The following is a 17,354-nucleotide window of genomic DNA, read 5'->3' as shown; positions in this document are numbered from 1 at the left end:
AAAAGTTCAAAGTTTAAAGTTCAAAGTCTCCATAAAATCTTTAACCTCTTCAAAAAATTGTAACGCATCCGTTGCATCCTTCTTATTAGGCAGCCCTTCAGGCAATGTACCAGGCAAAGCATCCGGGTAGCGGGTCACCACATAGAACTTATCTAATTCACGAAAACCATCTTTAAAATCTTGAAATTTTGATTCGATCTTCATACACAAATCCATCAATTCTAAAAGACTATGTGTTTTTCGAACAAGTTTACCTTTTTTAACCAGAAATCCCTTGAGCAGCTTCTCAACACCTTGCTGAGAATGAAAGCAAACCTGATTATAAATCTGATCCTCAAGGGCGCTGCGGGCCATATGATGGTCCTCGTCAGCAAAATCAAACCAAGGGTTGTTTACGCTCATAGAGAACTTTTCCTCTTTTCAAAATTTCTTCCTTAACAAAATATCTGTTCTCTTTGATCATTTGACTCCACTCACGAGGGGTATAAACCAACGCATCCATTGAAAATTTGGGATCAGCAATAGACAGAATATCGCCTACGCGATCCAAAAATCTCTTCTTAGTTGCTTTAACAATTGCCAGATCAATATCACTGGATTCTGTTACCTGTCCAGTAACCAAAGAACCAAATAAGATAATCTTGCTTGGACGATATCCTTGAATAATTCTAGGCAATATACGTTTTAATTCCCTCGTCAAATTCCGTTTTCGAAGACTTGCAGAAGAAGGGATCATTTTTCCAATTTATCTCCTGTACTCTTTCCTTCTTCATCCTTAAGCAACTTATATTCCAAACTATCCACGAGGGCCTCCCATGAGGCTTCGATAATATTTTCACTCACCCCGACCGTACCCCAAAGATCTTGATCATCTTTTGATTCGATCAATACACGCACTTTAGCACCTGTTCCTCCCTTGGCGTCTAAAACACGAACCTTAAAATCCTCAAGATGGGCCTTTGCAAGATTGGGATAAAACGACATCAGGGCTTTCCTTAAGGCATGATCGAGGGCATTAACGGGACCATCCCCTTCGGCCGCGGTATGCTCTGAAATACCATCCACCTTTACTTTAATGGTAGCCTCACAAGTAGGGCGCCCCTGTCCTCTTTTTTCAACAATGACACGAAATCCCTCTAATTCAAAAAAACTTTTATGTTTTTCCAAAATTTTTCGCATCAAAAGTTTAAACGAGGCTTCTGCCCCTTCATATTCGTATCCTTCATGTTCCAATTTTTTTAATTCTTGAACAATTTTTCTTGCCTGGGGGTCCTGATCTTCTTTGGCAAGATCAACACCCAATTCAATGGCCTTCACCATGATATTGCTCCGACCGGACATCTCGGAAACCAAAATCCGGCGGCGGTTTCCGACACACTCCGGTTCCACATGTTCAAAACTCTTGGTCACCTTTTGAACGGCATGAACATGAGTTCCCCCTTTATGAGCAAACGCATTCATTCCCACATAGGGAGCCCGTTCATCATGGCGAACATTTGCAATCTCATCGACAAATTTAGAAAGTTCAATCAAATTTTTCATCTCGGAATCGGAAATGCATGAATACCCTAACTTCAGTTGCAAATTAGGAATAATCGTACATAAATTTGCATTCCCGCAACGCTCTCCATATCCATTGATCGTTCCCTGAACTTGCAAAACCCCTGACTGAACTGCGATGATCGAATTGCTGACGGCCAGGCCTCCGTCATTATGGGCATGAATTCCCAAGGGAGTTTTTAAAACTTCCCTAACATTTTGAATCACTTCTTGAAGCTCAAGGGTGAGCGTTCCCCCATTGGTGTCGCATAGACAAAGCCAATCAGCTCCTCCTTCTTGAGCGGCTTTAAGGGTTTGAAGTGCATATTTAGAGTTGGCCTTATAACCGTCAAAGAAATGCTCAGCATCATAAATCACCTCACGTCCTTCTGACTTCAAAAAATGGACGCTGCCACGAATCATCTCTAAATTTTCTTCTAATGAAGTTCCTAGCACCTTTTCAACATGAAGTGTCCAACTCTTTCCAAAAATAGTAATGGAAGGGGTTTGGGCCTCTAAAAGAGCCTTGAGCTGGGGATCAGCACTCGCCGAAAGACCCGCTTTACGAGTGCTTCCAAAAGCAACCAGCCGAGCCTGCTTCAATTTAAGCTTCTTCGCATCTTTAAAGAAACTTACCTCTTTAGGTGTCGCTCCAGGCCATCCTCCCTCAATGTAAGGAATTCCAAATGCATCTAAACGTTCTACGATCCTCAGTTTATCTGCACTCGAAAATGAAATTCCCGCCGCCTGAGCACCGTCTCTCAAAGTGGTATCATAAATCTTTATCTTATCTGTATTTAATGAGTTATGTTTCATAATTTTAGAATTATATTTTTTCACCCAAATTAAATTTTTCGTGCACCGTTTGCACCGCTTTATCTGCTTGATCTCTTTTAATGACACATGAAATTTTAATCTCTGAAGTGCTGATCATTCCAATATTAATCCCCTCATTCGCTAGCGCTTCAAAAAGCATTGCTGCAACTCCAGAGTGACTTTTCATACCAATACCCACAACAGAAACCTTGGCAATTTTGTCATCAGAATCTACCTTTTGAGCCCCCACCTTTTTTGCAATATCTTTTAAAACGCTTAGAGTTTTCGATAAATCAGTCTGGGCAACTGTAAATGAAATATCCGTTTGTCCCTGTTCACTCACATTCTGAATAATCATATCAATATTGATATGAGCTTCGGCCAAAGTTTTAAAAATCTTGGCCGCCACACCGGGTCGATCGGGAACTTTACTGATCGTCACCTTCGCCTGATCTTTATCTGCGGTCACCCCCCGAATCACTACATCTTCCATTTCTTTCGCCTCCTTTACAATCATCGTTCCTGGTTCATCATTAAAACTAGACCTGACATGAATATTCACATGATATTTTTTTGCAAATTCAATCGAACGCGAATGCATCACCTTGGCCCCTAAACTGGCAAGTTCAAGCATTTCATCATAAGAAATCTCTGGAATCCTTTTTGCCTCGGCAACAATTCGAGGGTCGGTCGTATAAATTCCATTCACATCTGTATAAATCTCACACTCATCCGCCTTTAAGACCGCAGCAAGCGCAACCGCTGTCGTATCGGAACCACCCCTCCCCAAGGTTGTAATGTCCTGAGATTCATTCACTCCCTGAAAACCCGCAACCACAACAATATTGCCTTCCTTTAGCGCATTAAGCACCCGTTCTGTACTAATACTGCGAATCTTGGCCTTGGTGTGAACACTGTCCGTGTAAATCCCAACTTGAGCTCCGTTGAATGAAATAGCAGAGTGTCCCAAGGCATGAATGGCCATACATAAAAGGGCCGCTGACATTTGCTCCCCTGTTGCCATGAGCATATCCATCTCTCGCTCACTCGGAGTATCTGTAATTTTTCCTGCCAATTCAATCAACTCATCTGTGGTATCTCCAAGCGCGGATACCACCACAACCATATCATGCCCAGCTTTTTTAGCCGAAACAATCTTTCGAGCTACATTTTTAATGCGATCTGGATTGGCAACCGAACTTCCACCATATTTTTGAACAACAAGCGACATCACAATACCCCTAATAAAAGTTGGTCCTTCAAGAAAATCCAAAAATCAAATATCAAAAATCAAAATGACATACCAAAATCCAAAATGTTTCCCTTCTCCAGCGTTATAAAATCTTTGAGTTTTAATCTGTCATTTTGCATTTTGATTTTTGGATTTTGAATTTAATTCACATCCACTTAATCACTTCTTCCATCCTTGGCTTAATCACATGCGGCTCTCCTGCTGTTTTAATCGCTCGATCAGGATCTTTTAAACCATGGCCTGTCAAAGTCAGCGTAATGAGGGTTTCCTCTTTTTTCCGATCTTCAAAGAAATTTTGATGATGTAATTTAAGAAATCCCGCTAAAGAGGTGGCGGATGCCGGCTCACAAAAAATACCTTCATCGTGAGCTAAGATTTGATAGGCTTCGAGAATTTCTTGATCCGTTACTTTATCAATCAGGCCTTTCGATTCTTCTTTCGTACTTAAGGCCTTCTGCCAATTCGCAGGATTTCCAATTCGAATCGCCGTGGCAATTGTTTCTGGTTTTTCAATGACATGCCCTTCTACAATCGGAGCCGCCCCAGCTGCTTGGAATCCCATCATTCGAGGCAATCGATCAGACTTTTTTAATTTAAAATATTCGCTGTATCCTTGCCAATAGGCAGAAATATTTCCCGCATTTCCCACAGGAATAAAATGAAAATCAGGAGCTCGTCCTTCTAAAGAGTCGCAAATTTCAAAAGCAGCTGTTTTTTGTCCCTCAAGCCGATAAGGATTGATTGAATTGACCAAAGTTAATGGATATTTTTGTGTCACTTCTTTCACAACCCTTAACGCATCATCAAAACTGCCATCCACTGCTAGAACAATCGTCCCATGAATAAGGGCTTGAGCTAATTTTCCGAGCGCAATGGATCCATTGGGGATCAGTACCATGCACTTCATGCCTGCTTGAGCCGCAAAGGCGGCGGCGGCGGCTGAGGTATTTCCTGTTGAAGCGCATATCACCGCTTTAGACCCTTCTTCCAAAGCCTTTGAGATAGCCAGGGTCATCCCTCGATCCTTAAAAGAACCCGTCGGATTGGCCCCCTCAAATTTAAAAAAAAGTTTGAATTTTCCGTCTAATCTGCTGCTGATATTCTTTCCAAAAATGAGTGGGGTATTCCCCTCATTCAAAGTGACAATGGGTGTACGATCGCTCACAGGTAAGAATTCACGATAATGATCAATAATTCCTTTCCACATATTATTTCACGTCCTCTTCTTTTTCCTTTTCCTCTTCTACTCGAATCCGTAGTGTCTTACGCCGTATTACATCCAAACGATCTATTTTCTCAATGGCCTCTCGAAAATTTTTTTCCTTGGCCTCGTGCGTCATAATCACCACAGGAACGGGCCCGCTTTCATGGCGTTCATCTTGAATCACCGATGAAATGCTAATTCGGTGCTCTCCCAAAATTCCTGCAATTCTAGCCAAAACTCCAGGTTGGTCAAGCGCAGAAAATCTTAAATAACATCGACACTCAAGCTCATCGATACTTTGTATTCGTGTCTCGGACTGACGATTCTCCTCAAAAACAAAAGCGGGTTTTTGACTTTTTATTTGTTTCACAATATCGATAACATCACTCACCACCGCACTGGCCGTCGGTTTTTCTCCAGCTCCCCGTCCGTAAAAAAGCCCACGCCCCACATAATCTCCATGATAATAAATCGCATTATAAACTCCACGCACCGAGGCCAGCAAATAAGAACTCGGAATCAAGGTTGGATGAACTCGTGCCTCAATCGAACGACCCTTATCTTTGGTAATGGCCAAGAGTTTAATATCATAGCCGAATTGACGAGCATAATGAATATCCTGATCTGTGACTTCAGTAATTCCTTCCACATAAACTTTTTCAAAATCGATCCAATGTCCATACGCTAGAGAGGCGAGAATAACGAGCTTGTGAGCTGAATCGATTCCCTTAACATCAAAAGTTGGATCCGCTTCTGCATATCCCAAGGCCTTTGCCTCTTTCAGGGCTTGCTCAAAACTTAACTTTTCAAAACTCATTTTTGTCAGAATATAATTCGCGGTCCCATTGACAATCCCATAAATAGCTTTAAAATGATTTCCAACCAGACCTTCCCTTAAACCTTTAATGACAGGAATCCCGCCACCCACACTGGCTTCAAAAAAAAGATTTTTTCCCAAACGGGCCGCCGTTTCAAGCAATTCCTTCCCATGTTCGGCCAATAAGGCCTTATTGGCCGTGACCACGTGTTTACCTTGTTTTAAAGCCTTTAAAATAAATTCTTTCGCCGGATGAATCCCGCCCACGAGCTCGATCACAATTTGAATCTGAGGATCTCGCAGAATTTCTTCCGCATCCGTCGTCAATGAGGAAGGATTCACCTCGACTGTCCGTTTTCGCTTAAGATCTCGATCAGCAATCTTGACCAGTTCAAGCTGAACACCCGATCGGGAAGTCATCAACTCCGAATTCTCCTGAAGAATTCTGACTACTCCCGTCCCGATTGTTCCAAATCCAATTAAACCCACTTTAATAGAATCCACAAATAATCTCCTTCAAGAACAACCATGAGGGTAGCACTATATCACCCTCTTTTCCACCCTTTCAAGGCGGAAAATGCTCCCAACTACCACGTGAGTGAGTGGCTTATGGGATCCATCAGGATGGGAGGAGAGAGTTTTTACATTTTCGCTTGAGTAAGAGTGAGTCTGAGAGTGATTGGATCCCATTTTATGGAAGAAGATCCGAACGACTCTTAATTTTGTTAATTCTTAACTCTTTCACTCAATTTTGTTATAATGAACTTAGTGGTAATGTCTCCATTGTTTAGTCTCACAGGGTGCGGGACGCGTAAGAATTTTCCTCGAGAGGGTCATTTCATCATCCCACCACCTGCTGTACCACCGAAGGTGGGTCCGACAAGTCGGACAACCCTAAGGTCAACAGCAGGTGGTGGGATCATCCCGAAAGATCATGATTAAAGAGTTTGTTTTTAGAAAAAACTCTGTCGTTGAAAATCAAAAGGGAGGGTTTATGCTAACCCCAGTTTCTTTCGAGCGACCGTTGGGCCACGTTCCTGAAGAAAGCCTTATTCTGAAATCTCAAAGCGGAGATCGAGCCTCATTTGAGGAACTCATTTTTAGATTTCAGAAAGAGGTCTATGCGATCGCCTTAAAAAATCTTGGAGATCCTGATGAAGCAAAAGACATTGAACAGGAAGCTTTCATACAGGCCTTTCAAGACATTAAAAAAATTAAAGGGAAATCCAAATTTTCAACATGGCTTTTGGGTATTGTTGTAAAGCTTTGCCAACGTCGACGCCGTTGGTGGACCCAACGTCGAAAGCACATCGCCATTTCCCTCAATGAACCCAGTGATAGAAATGGGGGAGAGCTGGTCGACAAAATTGCAGATCCGGGTCCCTCTTCGTTAGAAGAAATTGTTCACGCTGAGGCCATGAGAAAAGTAAGAAATGCCATTCGCACTTTAGACAAACCCAGCCGAACAGCCATGTTTCTAAGAGATGTAAAGGGAATGTCCTATGATGAAATTTGTCACGTCTTAGGCTGCCGAATTGGAACGGTTAAATCCCGTCTGAATCGAGCTCGTCTTCGGGTAAAGAACCTAGTGGAAAAGTAACTACATTGAAAATTTTTCACCCAAATAAAGTTTTCTTGCTTCAGGATCATTGGCTAAAAATTCAGAGGTCCCTGACTTTAAAACTTTTCCTTCATAAATAAGGTAGGTCCGGTCTGTGACGGAAAGAGCTTCCCTCACGTTATGATCGGTTAAAAGAATACCGAGGCCTTTTGATTTTAATCCCTGAAGAATTTTTTGCACATCTGTCACTGCAATAGGGTCTACCCCTGAGAAAGGCTCATCCAGCATCAGAAAAGAAGGGCGAGTGACTAAAGCTCGCGTAATTTCAAGGCGACGTCTCTCTCCTCCTGAAAGGGTATAGGCCTTATGGTTTGCCAAAGGGGAAAGTTCAAGTTCATCCATTAATTCAACCAAGCGTTTCTTACGCTCTGAACGTTTTAAAGGAAGCATTTCCAAAATCGCAAGAATATTTTCTTCCACTGTTAATTTACGAAAGATCGAGGGTTCCTGAGCAAGATATCCCATGCCCAGCCGTGAACGAGTTGACATCGGAATCAAAGTTACATCCTTGCTTTTAAAAAAGACTTTTCCAAAATCAGCCCGCACCAACCCTACAATCATATAGAAAGAAGTGGTCTTCCCAGCCCCATTGGGCCCCAGAAGCCCAACAATTTCTCCTTCATTGACATCAATATTGACTTCACTCACCACCCGTTTTCGGTGATAGGATTTTACCAAATTTTCCGTACGTAAAAGCTGCATGTTAAGTCGTTTCACTCCCTAAATTAATTTCGGATCATGGATTTCGTATTCTTTAAATAATGATTCCAGAATTCCGCAATCCGAAATCCGAAATCTAAAATCGTCACAGCCAATCCTGTTCAGCTCCGTCTTTCCCAGCAGAATAGAGTACTAACTTTGCGTTAGGTTCAACCAACATTCGACTGTCATCACGGTAAAATGTAATTTTTTCTCCTGTGATAACATCCTCTCCTTTTTTTACCATGGGGTCCCCCGTCAACACAACTTTTCCATCCCCTGCAGTATAAATCGCCTGCTTAGCCTTTGCGCTCTTTTCTTCCTTACGAAAGCGGACATGGCCCACCGCAATCACTTTATCAATGGTTTTAGATTTTTCTTGAAAATAAACGGTCATTTCATCCGCAGTCATCTTCATTCGAGGATCACGCACGACAACATCTTGATGAAAAACAGCCTTATGATGATCATAATCCATATCCAAGGGCCCTTTACAAGTAATCGTAGTCTGAGAATTTGCCTTGGGTTCTTCAGCAGAAAGTGAAAGTCCTACTCCAAGAAACCAGAAACCAAAACTCAAAAGGTAGGCTCGTAAAAAAAACAAACAATAGGAAGACATCTTGCGCCTTAGTTGCATTGTTATCTCCATAAACTGTTCACTCGTATAGATGAAAATAAACTGTTAATTCAAAATTCAAAAATCAAAATGCAAAATGACATATTAAGATCCAAAATTTCTAATGCTATTGCAAGGGAGACATTTTAAATTTTGATTTGTCACTTTGATTTTTGATATTTGATTTTTGAATTTTCATCGTTGAATTCTAGCTTCTCCCAAATCCAAATTCATTTTTACTTGACTGACAATCCTTGCTGTTTTCTTTCCAGTATTCCAGCGTAACCCCAGTCCTGTAACTTTCGTATTACCCCGGATAATCTTAACGGGGGCATCGGTCCATATATCCTTCGTGGTTTGGTGTACCCGAGCCCACTCTGTTTCAATCAGATAATCGGGCTCATTGCGTCCATAGACAATTCCATGAACAGGGCGAATCTCAATTTCATCTCCAGGAAGGAATTGAGCTTTTTCACCTTCAACCTTCCAACGTTTTTGATTTTCAAAGCCTGGGGAAACAAAACGAAATCCACCTGTTATCTCTCCTGTCGAAGAGTCAGCTAGGAGAGATGGCTTGAGGCTAGAAGCTAGAAGCAAAAAGGAAAAGAAAACTTTAGATTTCAGATTACATCCATCCTTCTTGAAAGCCCCGCTACCTCTCTTGAAAAAAATTTATAACCTCAAATACTTTCATAAACACCCACTTTCCTACTTTTGAAGCCCTAAAGATATTTTTCTACAATCTCTTCCCATTTCCCTTGAGCTTTAAGAATCATTTCGATAACCTCACGAACAGCACCTCGTCCTCCTGAATGAGACGTTACATAAAAGCTGTGTTCTTTAACTTCTTCGACTGCATTTGAAACAGCCACTGGAAAACCAACCTGACGTAAAATGACCAGATCAATCAAATCATCCCCCACATAGCACACTTCCTTGGGAGTGACCGAAAACTTTCTGACCAGATCGAGAAAAGCTTCTTTCTTTTCCAAACGATTTTGATAGAGCGCATCCACCCCCAATTCTTTTGCACGTCTGGTCAAAGCAAGGGATTCACGCGCACTGATCAATGCAGTTCTAAGCCCCGACTTCTTAGCAAGAACAATCCCTAAACCATCTAAGGCGTGAAAAGTTTTAAACTCATCACCTTTTTTATCCAAATAAATAACGCCATCCGTCAACACACCATCGACATCCATGGCGAGGACTTTGATTTTCTTTAGAATAGAAGAATGAACCACACGTTTATCTTTAAATTCACTCATAGCCCATAAAAAATGAAATCAAATACCAAAAATCAAACATTAAAATGACATATTAAAATCCAAAATTTATCTGCAGCGTTTTTTTGAGACATTTTAAATTTTGATTTGTCATTTTGCATTTTGATTTTTAATTTTTGATTTTGTTAAAATATCCCATTCTTAATCAAATCCTGAACATCCAAAAGCCCCACAGGACGTCCTTCACTATCGATCACCGGAAGTTCATCGATCCGCAAATCCTTCATAATCTTTAAAGCCTCCACAGCCATTTTATCTCTCTCAACCGTCCTAGGATGTGGCGTCATCAAATCCCGCACATTTCGATGAAGAACATTCGAATCCCCTTCCAGGTGTCTACGAAGATCTCCATCTGTGAAAATTCCAATTAGAAGTCCAGATTCATCAATCACACTGGCTGCACCTGCATGAGCCGAGGTAATCCGTAAAAGAACATCTTTGACGCATAGATTTGAACGAACAATGGGGTTCATATCCCCTGTTCTCATAATATCGCTGACCCGAAGCGTCAGTTTTTTACCGAGGCTACCCCCCGGATGAAAGAGGGCATAATCCTCAGGTTTAATTCCCTTTTTCTCTAGAAGGGCCATGCATAAGGCATCACCAATCACAAGACTCACCGTGGTACTGGCCGTAGGAGCAAGCCCCAAAGGACATGCCTCTTTTTGAATGGATATATCTAAAACAATATCGGCCGTCTTTGCTAAAGTTGATTGAAGATTTCCGGTCATCCCAATCACCTTTGCGCCCAAACGCCTTAGAAAAGGAAGGAGATTCTTAATCTCATCCGTTTCACCACTGTTTGAAATAATAACAATCACATCCTTTTCTAGCACCGTTCCCAAATCTCCGTGACTGGCCTCAGCTGGATGAATAAATTGAGAGGGCGTTCCCGTACTATTAAAGGTTGCCGATATCTTTCGAGCGATGATACCTGGCTTCCCCATCCCTGTAACAATGACCTTGCCCTCACAGCGATAAAGGAGTTCCACAGCCTCTTCAAACTCATTTCCAATTCGATCCAAAAGCGCCAAAATCGCCTCGGCCTCGGTCTTAATCACCATGCGAGCAATCCGTAAGGATTCGGATAATTCTTCTTTCAGTTTTGTTTTCATTTTTCATCCAATGTTTTTTTAATTTAAAAATCAAACATCAAAAATTAAAACGACAAACCAAACATCAAAATTTCTATAGGCACCCAGACATTGAAACATTTTGATTTTTAATATGTCACTTTGATATTTGATTTTTGATATTTGAATTTCATCTCACTCCCCATTTCCTCACCACCTCATCTATATCAACAACTTGATCGAGCAATTCTGGCAAATCGGCTAAACGGACCATATTCGGTCCATCGCTAGGAGCTCGATCGGGATTTTGATGAACTTCCATAAAAAGACCATCACAACCGGCTGCAACCGCTGCACGGGCTAGAGGCAAAACAAACTGACGCTCTCCCCCGGATCTTTTAGACTCTCCCCCAGGTAATTGAGCACTGTGCGTCGCGTCAAAGATAACTGGATAACTCAATGAACGTAGGATGGGCAAACTCCTCATATCACTTACTAAATTGTTATAACCAAAGGTAAAACCTCTTTCCGTTACTAAAATGTTTTTTGCCCCCGCCTGAGCAGCTTTTTTGACCACATTCCTTACATCCCAGGGAGCCAGAAATTGTCCTTTTTTAATATTAATAACCTTAGCCTCTTTAGCCACACTCACAATCAAATCCGTTTGACGACACAAAAAAGCGGGAATTTGAACAATGTCCGCGATCTCACTCACACAATCAACCTCTTCTACAGAATGGACATCTGTGAGAATGGGAACGCCCACCTCTTTTTTTATTCTTTCTAAAATCTTCAATCCCTTTTTTAATCCCGGTCCTCGAAAGGATTCAATGGAAGTACGATTTGCCTTGTCGTAAGAGGACTTAAAAATCCAGGAAAGCGATCTCTCTCGAAAAATTTTGTCAAGGGCCTTAGCCATCATCAGGCAGTGCGACTCACTTTCAATCGCACAAGGACCCGCGATAAAAACGAGTGGACGGCCAGAACCAATGAAAATAGAGCCTACTTTAATGTCTTTTACTTTCTGAGAAAAAGTTGTATCAGTCATCATTCAACCTACTTTTAAATCCAAAAATCAAATATCAAAAATCAAAATGACAAACCAAATATCAAAATTTCTATACTGACTCGGACATTGAAAAATTTTAAATTTTAATATGTCATTTTGATATTTGACTTTTGATATTTGATTTCTCCACTGCTGCCTGAATAAAGCTTGCAAAAAGAGGATGTGCAAAATCTGGTTTTGAACAAAACTCAGGATGATATTGACAAGCAACAAACCAGGGATGATTTTCTAATTCGATCAATTCAGCAAGCATTCCATCCGAAGTTGTTCCTGTGATCTTCATACCCTTTTTCTCTAAAATTTCCCGATAGGCATTATTCACTTCATAACGGTGACGATGCCTTTCAATCACTCGATGTCGCCCGTAAATATTATAAACTTTAGATCCGGGTTTTAACTCAGAAGCGGAGGCCCCCAAACGCATCGTCCCTCCTAAATTCTTAACTCCCTGCTGCTCAGAAAGAAGGCAAATGACAGGGTGAGGCGTTTCAGGTTCAAACTCACTGCTATTGGCCTTATCCAAACCACACGCATGACGGGAAAATTCAATCACAGCACACTGCATCCCTAAACAAATTCCCAAAAAGGGAACCTTCATTTCCCGTGCATATTGAATCGCAGAAATTTTCCCTTCGATTCCACGGGTTCCAAATCCGCCAGGAACGAGAATACCATTGACATCTTTGAGGTAAAGACCTGGCCCATCCTTTTCTATTTTTTCTGCATCTACTTTTGTCACTTCGACCTTGACATCATTTGCAATCCCGCCATGGATAATGGCCTCGTAAATACTTTTATAGGCATCCTGATGCTCAATATATTTTCCGACCACCGCAATTTTAACAATCTGTTTAGGATGATCGATTCTTTTGATGACCTCATTCAAGGGCGTACTGTAAGATTTTTTTGCGTTGAGAGCCAACTTTTGAATAATGAGTTCCCCCAAACCTTCCTGGGCAAACAGTTGAGGGACTTTATAAATAGAATCAACGTCCTTTGCCTGAATGACTGCCTTGGGATCCACATTACAAAAAAGGGCGATTTTTCTCTTTACATCCTCTGAAAGGTCAAGTTCAGTCCGGCAAAGCAGAATATCCGGTTGAATACCAATCTGGCGTAGTGTCCCCACGCTATGCTGAGTAGGCTTGGTCTTCATCTCCTCCGCTGCCCGAATATAAGGAACATAGGTCAAATGGATATAAAGAATATTTTGAGCGCCCAAATCAAGACGAAATTGACGAATGGCCTCCAAAAACGGAAGTCCTTCAATATCCCCTACGGTTCCCCCTACTTCTCCAATGATAACCTCCAAGGAGGGATCCAGTTCGCTCAAGCGGCGAATTCGCCTTTTAATCTCATCAATAATATGAGGAACCACCTGAACCGTTCTTCCTAAATAGTCTCCTCGACGTTCTTTTTTAATCACGGTGTCATAAACCTGTCCCGTTGTAAAATTATTGGCCTTGGTCATTTTTGCAGACGTAAACCGTTCATAATGTCCTAAATCCAAATCGGTCTCAGCCCCATCCTCCGTCACATAAACTTCGCCATGCTGATAAGGACTCATCGTTCCAGGATCCACATTAATGTAGGGATCAAGTTTTTGAAGGGTAACTTTTAAACCTGCTTCCTCAAGCAAACGTGCAATCGAAGCAGAAGCAATTCCTTTTCCCAAAGAAGAAATAACACCACCCGTTATAAAGATGTACTTTGCCATAAAAGTTTTTTCACCTCCTTTTGCCCAAATTTCTCATCACATTTCTACTGCGACCGTCAAGTCCGCCTCGTCTGCGTCGTCAGACTCGGTCGGCCCTACTCAACGTACTGTCGAGTACGTCTCGTACGGCCTCGGTCGTCTTCCTCGCATCCAAAGCGGACTTGACGGTCTCGCTACGAAATCTGACGAGAAACTCGGGCTAAATCCTCCGGGGTATCCACCCCTATTGAATTTTCACTTGTCAGCACGACCTTTATTTTTCGCCCCATTTCAAGAACTCTCAACTGCTCCAAACTCTCGATTAATTCGAGAGAGGAAGGACTTCGCCTTGAAAATTCCATTAAAAAATCTTTTTTGTATCCATAAAGTCCAATATGCCTTAACCCTTGAAAAGGAATTCCTTTTTGAGGACTTTTTAAATAAGGAATAGCTGCCCTTGAAAAATAAAGAGCAAATCCCTTTTCGTCACAAACCACCTTCACAACATTGGGGTTTCGAAAATCTTTCCCTTCTTCAACAACCTTTGCCAGGGTGCTTACTGAAGCCTCGGGCTCCAGAAGTCCCTCAACCACTTGATCCACCATGGATAAACCTAGCAAAGGCTCATCCGCCTGAATATTGATCACTCCATCACATGGAATATCTTTGACAATCTCTGCAACACGATCTGTTCCACTCACATGATGGGAAGAAGTGAGTTTCACCTTTCCTCCAAAACTTTCGACCGCCTTCACAATGGAAGCATCATCACAGGCCACCCACAAATCACTTAAATATTTTGAAAGCCTCGCCCTCTCATAGACATGTTGAATCATCGGCTTCCCACATAAATCGGCCAGCACTTTTCCCGGAAATCGAGTTGAATGAAGCCGTGCAGGAATAACACCAATTACTTTCATCTGTTTTTTCTTTAAACCTTTAACTTTGAACTGCTTTTTAACCCAATCTCCACCTTAATCGCTTCCAACGCGCCGCTATCCTTCAAAATCCATTCGGCAGCCCCGCTCAAATCATCTGCAACATAATCCGGGGAAGGCCATTCATCATCATCCTCATCCAAGTTAACCCCCTCATTTTCAGAAAGAAGGAGAATGGTCTTACACTGGGCATTCTTTCCTGTTAAAACATCTGAGATCTTATCTCCAATCACATAAGAATTGTTGAGTTCTATATGATGCTTTTTCGCCAAATCTTTAATCATTTTAGCTTGAGGTTTTCGACACAGGCATTTTTCCTCGGGTCGATGGGGGCAAAAAGAAACGTCATCAATATCAATACCATCCTGACTAAACTCCTCTAACATCTTTTCATGAATGAGATTTAAATTTTCCGGTGTGATCATTCCACGGCCTATTCCAGATTGATTGGTCACCACATAAAGTTTAAAACCCATTTGCCTCAACAGAAGAAGAGGGGGTTTAATTCCTGAAATGAGTTTAAAATTTTCCGGTTTACTCACATAACCTACATCCTCATTCAAAGTGCCATCCCGATCCAGAAAAACAGCTTTAATCTTACCTGACATTGTCGAGCTCCTTCTCAATTTCATCTTTAAAAACAACCGCCGTCCCCAATTTACCGACCACAATCCCTGCTGAAAGATTGGCCAACTGAGCTGCCTCTTTGAAGTGAGCTCCCCCAATCACCGACAGCACAAAGGTTCCAATCACCGTATCCCCGGCTCCACTCACATCATAGACCTCACGTGCCTGTGTGGGAATAAAATAAGGGTTTTTATCTTTCTCAAAAAGACACATCCCCTTCTCTCCCAAAGTAACGAGAACCGCCTGACATTGCCATTTTTCTAACAAAATTTTTCCAATCTCTTCGACCGAAACTTCTTTTCCATCCTCTACGCCCGCAAAATAGGCTGCCTCCTCAAGATTAGGCGTTGTAAAACTAATTCCCTGATAATCTAAAAGATGTCCTTTTTTAGGATCAACTGCAACCGGAATTGAACGATCTTTTGCGATCAAAATCAGCTGTGAAACCAATGCTTGAGTGACCACTCCTTTTCCATAATCTTCAATCACCAAAGCATCCATTGAAGGACTTAAACGTTTGAAGTCATTCAAAATTTTCTTTAAATAATCTTCTTTAAGTTCTGATAAAACCTCACGGTCGATACGAACCACTTGTTGATGATGGGCAACCACCCTTGTTTTTAAGGACGTGGAACGCGATGAATCAACCCTTATGGTTTCTGTCATCATGCCACGCTCTTTAAGCTGGGTCAAAAGACGCTTCCCTTCATCATCCTTTCCGACAATTCCTGCAAGCCAGACCTTTGCACCCAATGCACACATATTATGGGCAACATTCGCAGCCCCTCCAGGAACAAAAGAATCCCTTTCAACCTCCACCACTGGAACAGGGGCCTCAGGAGAAATACGCCGAACCTTTCCCCACACAAAACAATCTAAGATCAAATCCCCAACAACAAAAACCTTAGCATTTTTAAATGAAGATAGTATTTTTTTAAATTTGAGTTGCATGATGTGCACCATCAAATAGAAAGAGGCCTAAAAAGTCAATAAAGAGTTTTAAAATTCTGACTGGCTCGAAGCTCGAGGCTCAAGGCTCGAGGTAAATACTTCTGCTTTTTTTGCTTTTGCCTCGAGCTTCGAGCCTCGAGCCTTGAGCCCATCATCCCTCATCCATCGTGTCTTACCACTTCCACCTTCACCAACGTTGCCGTCACACTTCCAAAGGGGAGCTTGCTTTTAACAAGCAGCGGAAGTCGACGTCGATCGGCTGAAATCCAAACCCAGACTTTTCCACGTTTCTCAACCAACCCCTTAAATTCGGCAAGGGGCTCAACATAAAAAGCATCAAAAATTCCTAAACGACGAACTTCCCAATCCTTCTTAAAATCCAGAACCTTAATTTCTAAATGCCAATTCTTCTCATCGGCATTCACATCCATAAAAACACTCTCTCCCGTTTTGAGGGCTAGTGTTCTAAAAAGGTAAATGGCCGACAAGGTATCCTGAACTTTAGGAGGAATATCCATTTCCTTCATCGAACCATTTTTAAGAGAATGATACACGGCATGATGACGGTTCTGATCATACTCCATTACTTCTTCAGATTGATATCCCCCTTCAAATTGTTTTTTGTAAAATTTCCACGAGAAAAGGCCATCAACATCGATGTAAGTTTCAGCATAGTCCCTTACTTTGTAGAAAGTCGAAAGAAAGGCATTGGACCATCCTTTGACAACCACATGATAAACAGGATGTCCCTCGTACTCTTCAATGGAAGAGACATGAAGCGTGGCCCATCCAATCGGAAGAACTCCCCAGCGAAGAGCATAGGTGAGCTTCTCCCCCAAAAGAGGACCTCTCGTTTGAGATACTTCTTCGCCCTTGAAGATGCTCGGAAAAGAAAAAATAATTGTAGCCCACAACAAAAGCCATGAAAACTTTTTCATCATGAAATCGTACTTTACTAAAAACAGTTCAAGGTTTAAAGTTTAAAGTTCAAAGACTAAAAAATCCGGCACTTCTGTCGAGTAGACATATATTTCAATGCCCCTCACGGAACCGTACGTGCGGATTTTCCGCATACGGCTCTTCAGTAAGCCTCACTCAATTTTGACGGTATATAAAAGCGATGGACGATCCGTGGCTTCGGTAAGGGGAACTT

At 41.8% G+C, this 17,354-nt stretch carries 18 protein-coding genes; 1 reads left to right on the top strand and 17 read right to left on the bottom strand.

The features are described from left to right. Positions 1 to 6: 6 nt before the first annotated feature. The 6 genes from HYS07_09830 to HYS07_09805 all read right to left on the bottom strand — a co-directional run bounded on the left by HYS07_09830 (position 7) and on the right by HYS07_09805 (position 6,132). Positions 7 to 402 carry a HEPN domain-containing protein gene (locus HYS07_09830; protein ID MBI1871479.1) on the bottom strand — a complete coding sequence of 132 codons (396 nt, stop codon included), beginning with the start codon at positions 400 to 402 and terminating at the stop codon, positions 7 to 9. Next, entirely contained in the window at positions 377 to 736 is a 360-nt protein-coding gene (locus HYS07_09825) for a nucleotidyltransferase domain-containing protein (protein MBI1871478.1), read from the bottom strand. Before HYS07_09825 ends, HYS07_09830 begins: the two co-directional genes overlap by 26 nt. Beyond that, positions 733 to 2,355: a citramalate synthase gene (locus HYS07_09820; GenBank protein MBI1871477.1), complete on the bottom strand. Its 1,623-nt coding sequence runs from the start codon at positions 2,353 to 2,355 to the stop codon at positions 733 to 735. Before HYS07_09820 ends, HYS07_09825 begins: the two co-directional genes overlap by 4 nt. A 10-nt stretch (positions 2,356 to 2,365) precedes the next feature. Beyond that, a complete protein-coding gene (locus HYS07_09815) occupies positions 2,366 to 3,586 on the bottom strand; it encodes an aspartate kinase (GenBank protein ID MBI1871476.1) in 1,221 nt (406 codons plus the stop codon). Positions 3,587 to 3,752: 166 nt separating this feature from the next. Next, positions 3,753 to 4,814, bottom strand: a complete 1,062-nt coding sequence (locus HYS07_09810) for a threonine synthase (GenBank protein MBI1871475.1) — start codon at positions 4,812 to 4,814, stop codon at positions 3,753 to 3,755. Position 4,815: 1 nt separating this feature from the next. Continuing rightward, positions 4,816 to 6,132, bottom strand: a complete 1,317-nt coding sequence (locus HYS07_09805; GenBank protein MBI1871474.1) for a homoserine dehydrogenase — start codon at positions 6,130 to 6,132, stop codon at positions 4,816 to 4,818. A gap of 490 nt (positions 6,133 to 6,622) precedes the next feature. Here HYS07_09805 and HYS07_09800 point away from each other — a divergent pair, with 490 nt between their 5' ends. Further along, entirely contained in the window at positions 6,623 to 7,228 is a 606-nt protein-coding gene (locus HYS07_09800) for a sigma-70 family RNA polymerase sigma factor (protein ID MBI1871473.1), read from the top strand. On the opposite strand, the gene lptB is transcribed toward HYS07_09800, so the two are convergent. From lptB to HYS07_09745, 11 genes are all read right to left on the bottom strand, one after another. After that, on the bottom strand, positions 7,229 to 7,951 hold the full coding sequence (gene lptB, locus HYS07_09795; GenBank protein ID MBI1871472.1) for an LPS export ABC transporter ATP-binding protein: 723 nt from the start codon (positions 7,949 to 7,951) through the stop codon (positions 7,229 to 7,231). A 103-nt stretch (positions 7,952 to 8,054) separates the two neighbouring features. After that, the gene (locus HYS07_09790; GenBank protein ID MBI1871471.1) at positions 8,055 to 8,585 is read right to left on the bottom strand and encodes an LptA/OstA family protein; all 531 of its coding nucleotides are present in this window, start codon (positions 8,583 to 8,585) and stop codon (positions 8,055 to 8,057) included. Between the two features lie 174 nt (positions 8,586 to 8,759). Next, positions 8,760 to 9,161: an LPS export ABC transporter periplasmic protein LptC gene (gene lptC, locus HYS07_09785; protein ID MBI1871470.1), complete on the bottom strand. Its 402-nt coding sequence runs from the start codon at positions 9,159 to 9,161 to the stop codon at positions 8,760 to 8,762. Positions 9,162 to 9,286: 125 nt separating this feature from the next. After that, a complete protein-coding gene (locus HYS07_09780; protein ID MBI1871469.1) occupies positions 9,287 to 9,829 on the bottom strand; it encodes an HAD hydrolase family protein in 543 nt (180 codons plus the stop codon). Positions 9,830 to 9,972: 143 nt separating this feature from the next. Next, positions 9,973 to 10,962 (bottom strand): KpsF/GutQ family sugar-phosphate isomerase, encoded by a 990-nt coding sequence (locus HYS07_09775; GenBank protein MBI1871468.1) that lies wholly within the window; start codon positions 10,960 to 10,962, stop codon positions 9,973 to 9,975. 148 nt (positions 10,963 to 11,110) lie between these two features. Beyond that, a complete protein-coding gene (gene kdsA, locus HYS07_09770) occupies positions 11,111 to 11,968 on the bottom strand; it encodes a 3-deoxy-8-phosphooctulonate synthase (GenBank protein MBI1871467.1) in 858 nt (285 codons plus the stop codon). Positions 11,969 to 12,080: 112 nt separating this feature from the next. Continuing rightward, positions 12,081 to 13,706, bottom strand: a complete 1,626-nt coding sequence (locus tag HYS07_09765) for a CTP synthase (protein MBI1871466.1) — start codon at positions 13,704 to 13,706, stop codon at positions 12,081 to 12,083. Positions 13,707 to 13,879: 173 nt separating this feature from the next. Next, entirely contained in the window at positions 13,880 to 14,605 is a 726-nt protein-coding gene (gene kdsB / locus HYS07_09760) for a 3-deoxy-manno-octulosonate cytidylyltransferase (GenBank protein MBI1871465.1), read from the bottom strand. A gap of 11 nt (positions 14,606 to 14,616) precedes the next feature. Further along, positions 14,617 to 15,231: an HAD-IIIA family hydrolase gene (locus HYS07_09755; protein ID MBI1871464.1), complete on the bottom strand. Its 615-nt coding sequence runs from the start codon at positions 15,229 to 15,231 to the stop codon at positions 14,617 to 14,619. After that, positions 15,221 to 16,201: a D-glycero-beta-D-manno-heptose-7-phosphate kinase gene (gene rfaE1, locus HYS07_09750; GenBank protein ID MBI1871463.1), complete on the bottom strand. Its 981-nt coding sequence runs from the start codon at positions 16,199 to 16,201 to the stop codon at positions 15,221 to 15,223. Before rfaE1 ends, HYS07_09755 begins: the two co-directional genes overlap by 11 nt. Positions 16,202 to 16,359: 158 nt before the next feature. After that, a complete protein-coding gene (locus HYS07_09745; GenBank protein MBI1871462.1) occupies positions 16,360 to 17,142 on the bottom strand; it encodes a DUF3108 domain-containing protein in 783 nt (260 codons plus the stop codon). Between the last annotated feature and the right edge of the window lie 212 nt (positions 17,143 to 17,354).

The organism is Chlamydiota bacterium (assembly GCA_016178055.1).
GTDB lineage: Bacteria > Auribacterota > JACPWU01 > JACPWU01 > JACPWU01 > JACOUC01.
Note: the sequence above shows the minus strand (reverse complement) of the source record. Positions and strands in the feature narration are given on the sequence as shown.